Genomic DNA, 3,786 nt, shown 5'->3' on the forward strand with positions numbered 1-3,786 from the left:
TGGCGTGGATGCCTCCCCGGGAACGCCAGCCTCTCCCGCCGACCCAGGAGGGTGCCGCGAACGTTATCGTTTTGTAATCAAAACGGGTTCTCCCGCCGGCCGCAAACGCCCACATGTGATCCGCCGCACGCCCTCGGACGGAGGGCTAGACTCCGGTCATGGCGATCATTCCCGACACGAAAGACTGGACTTGGGTCTTGGACCGCCCGTGTCCTGAGTGCGGCTTCGATGCCGACAGCCTCACCCCGCAGGATGTCGCCCGGAGGCTCGACACAGCACTGCCCCGCTGGGACGCCGTGCTCGGACGCGACGACGTGCTCGAACGCCCCGACTCCTCAACCTGGTCGCCCCTCGAGTACGCGTACCACGTGCGGGACCTCTTCGAGGTGTTCCGCCGCCGTCTGGGGCTCATGCTTGCCGAGGACGGTGCCCGTTTCGAGGACTGGGACCAGGACGCCACCGCTGCCGAGAAGGCGTACGCCGACGCCGACCCGGCAGTGGTGCGCGAGGAACTTGCAGAGCAGGGTGGGCTGATCCGGGACGCCTTCGCGGGCGTCCCTGAGGACGCCTACGAGCGTCGCGGGCTGCGGAGCAACGGCTCGGAGTTCACGGTCCTGACGCTCGCGCGGTACTTCCTCCACGACGTCGAACATCACCTCTACGACGTGCGGGGCTAGCTAGGCCGTCAGCGCCAGCCTCCGCACGCCGTCGTCGAGCGCATCGAGCCGAACGAGGAGATCCCCGTCCTTCAGCTCGGATGCGTGGTGGGTCACCATGACGACGCTGCGGTCCGCGAGGGCGGCATGGAGGCCCGAGACCAGGTCGTCGGCCGAGGCCGGATCGAGGTGCGCCGTGGGCTCGTCGAGGAGCACGACGGCGGCGTCCGCCAGGAGCGTGCGTGCCACCGCAAGCCTCTGGCGCTGACCCCCGGACAGTTCCGACCCGCGACTCCCGATGCGGGAGTCGAGCCCGCCGGACAGCGACCGGACGTGATCGGCCAAGCCGACCCGGGCGAGGACCTCCCACAGCTCCGCGTCGTCGGGCGCATCGCTTCGTTCCCGGGCGATTGCAAGGTTTCCCCTCACGGTCGAATCGAAAAGGTGCGATTCCTGCGGGCACCAGGCGATCCTGCCGCTCGCGCGCACTGTCCCGGAGCGGGGCTGCAGGAAGCCGAGGAGGACGGCGAGGAGCGTCGTCTTGCCGCTTCCCGAGGGACCGGCCACCACGAGCCACTCTCCCGGCGCGGCTTCCGCCGACAGGTCTGCGAAGACATCCGGCTGGCCTGGCCACCCGGCCGCGAGGCCCTCGACGGCGAGACCGTCATCCCTCGCTGCGGCGCCTGCCGATGCCCTGGCGGCGAGCTCTGAGCCGGCAGGCTCTGAGCCGGCACGCTCTGGGGCGTCGGGCGCCGTCTCGTCGGGCTGCGCGCCTACGCGTGCGAGGGCCGAGCGCAGGGCCGGAACGCGCTGGACGGCGCTGCTCGCCGCGGCGAAAGGCTCGGTCAGTGCGAGCTGCAGGAGCACCACCGCGGCGGCCGTGCTCGCGGCGACGCCCGAAGCCGCCGTGGTCGCGAGGGTCGCAGCCGCGGCGAGCCCGGTCGCGAGGATCACCACAGCACGGCCCAGCCCTTCCGCGGCGACGCCCCGGCGCTCGAGCGCCGTGAGCCGGCGATCGTCGGCCCGCAGACGGGCCAGTACCCGTCCCGCGAGCCCGTTCGCCACAAGGTCAGGGGCCGCTGCGAGCGCTTGGCCGATCGAGTCGAGGAGCCCCGCCCTCCCCCGCTGGACGGCGCGCGCGGCGCGGCGATCCGCCCACGCCGTGGCAAGGGGGGCGACGACGACGGAGGCGACGACGGCGGCCGCAAGCACGGGAAGCTGCGCGGGCAGCAGGATCCCGACCGCGATCACGGCGCCCACGCCGAGCAGCACAGCGGACGCGAGCGGCTGGAGGATCCGCGGCAGCTCGTCGCGGACGGACTCGACATCGCCCACCAGGCTCTCCAACGCGGCTCCGGGGACGAGCAGGCGCCGCGCGCTCAGGCCCTGGCTCGTGAGGGAGCTCCACAGGCGGTCACGGAGCCGGGTGAGGGTGGAGAACACGGCCGAGTGGGTGGCAAGCCTTTCGCTGTAGCGGAGGACGGCTCGGGCGATGCCGAAGAACCGGACGCCGACCATTGCTGCGAGGAGGTAGAGGATCGGGGGCCGTTCGGCTGCTCGGACGATGAGCCAGCCGGAAAGGCCCGCGAGCGCTGCCGCGGCCGCGGCGGCTCCGACCCCCGAGAGGGCCGCCAGCGCGTAGCGGGCGAGATCGGGGCGGACGAGCCGCCACAGGCTTGCGAGCCACGCGCCGCCGCCGGACGCCGAGGGTGTGCTGTAGCGGGGGGCCGGCTTGGCGTCCGGGTCGGTGTCTGCGACAGCGAATCTCGCCGGGGCCCCCTTGGGAAGACCTTCGCTCCTCGCCGCCGGCATGAGCTGGACCCGGGTCCGAGCGAGGGCGGCTGTCTGGGGATCATGCGCCACGAGCACCACCGTCGCGCGACCCCGCAGCCCGGCAATGGCGGCCTCGACCGCGCCGGCGGAGCGAGCGTCCAGGTGCGCGGTCGGCTCGTCGAGGAGGAGGAGCGTCGCGCCGGCGTCCACGCGCAGGAGTCCACGGGCGACCGCGATCCGGCGCTGCTGTCCAGGGCTCAGCTCGGCAGGATTCGCCCCCGCGAGCCCGGCGCACAGCACGGTCTCGAGCGCACGCCGCACTGCGTCCGCGGCGCGGTCCGAGGGAAGTCCGTCCGCGGCAAGCTCAAGCTCCGCAGCAACCGTCGGCGCAGTGAACTGAGGGTGCTGCGGGACATACGCGACCCGTGCAGCCTCCGCACCGGTCGTCCACCCGCTCACCGCAGCCCCGGCGCCGTCGCGCACGAGGCCGGCGAGGGCCAGCAGCACGGTCGTCTTCCCAGCCCCGCTCGGGCCGGCCAGCAGCGTGGTTTCTCCGGCCGGCGCCACGAACGACAACCCGTCCACGGCCGGGTCCCTCCTCCCGGCGTAGCGCACGGTCAACGACTCGACCTTCAGTGCAGCTGGCCCGCTCGCTGAGGGCTTGTTCCCGAGGGGAGTCCCGGTCTTTCCTTCGGAGAGACGTGTCCCTGCGGGAGCGGCGATCGCCTCCTCTGCGCGGCGGAGCGCCTCAGCCCCCTCCTCGCTCGCGTGGTGGGCCGCCCCGAGATCGCGCACCGGCTGGAAGCACTCCGGGGCGAGCACGAGGGCAAGCAGCCCGGCCTCGAGCGGCATCTCGCCGCTCACGAGGCGGATGCCGATGAACACCGCGACGACCGCCACGGAGATCGTCGAGAGCAGTTCGAGCGCAAGAGATGACATGAACGCCACCCGCAGCGTTCCCATGGTCCGGACCGAGAAGTCCTCGGACAGCGCGCGCAGGGCCTTGCGCTGCTCCGCCGCCCTGCCGAGACCGACGAGGACGGGCAGGCCTTGGGCGAGCTCCACGAGGTGGGAACCAAGCCGGGCCAACGCCTGCTGGGCCACCGAGACGCGATCCTCGGTGTGCTTGCCGATGAGGATCATGAAGACCGGAACCAACGGGAGGGTGAGTGCGATGACGAGGGCGCTCACCCAGTCTGCCCCGAGGATCCGCAGGCCCACGAGCAAGGGGACGGCCGCGCACTGGACGAGCGCCGGCAGGTAGGCGGTGTAGAACGAATCGAGGGCATCGAGGCCGCGGACCGCGAGGACCGCGGTAGCGGCGGCCGACGACGCGGCGCGCCGGGCGCCGGCGTCC

At 72.6% G+C, this 3,786-nt stretch carries 2 protein-coding genes; one reads left to right on the plus strand and one right to left on the minus strand.

Annotation, left to right across the window (positions count from 1 at the left end; translation table 11 throughout):
* Positions 1-158: 158 nt before the first annotated feature.
* On the plus strand, positions 159-677 hold the full coding sequence (locus V7053_RS09280; RefSeq protein ID WP_334171994.1) for a DinB family protein: 519 nt from the start codon (positions 159-161) through the stop codon (positions 675-677).
* Here the strand turns inward: V7053_RS09280 and cydC are convergent.
* Positions 678-3,786, minus strand: a 3,109-nt coding sequence (gene cydC / locus V7053_RS09285; RefSeq protein ID WP_334171995.1) for a thiol reductant ABC exporter subunit CydC, incomplete at its 5' end; no start/stop codon positions are given.

The sequence above is a fragment of the Sinomonas sp. genome, from assembly GCF_036848755.1.
Classification (GTDB): Bacteria; Actinomycetota; Actinomycetes; order Actinomycetales; family Micrococcaceae; genus Sinomonas.

What these genes read in the sequence shown, in the direction of transcription:
- V7053_RS09280 (WP_334171994.1), top strand. Translation starts at nt 159, where the DNA reads ATGGCGATCATTCCCGACACGAAAGACTGGACTTGGGTCTTGGACCGC.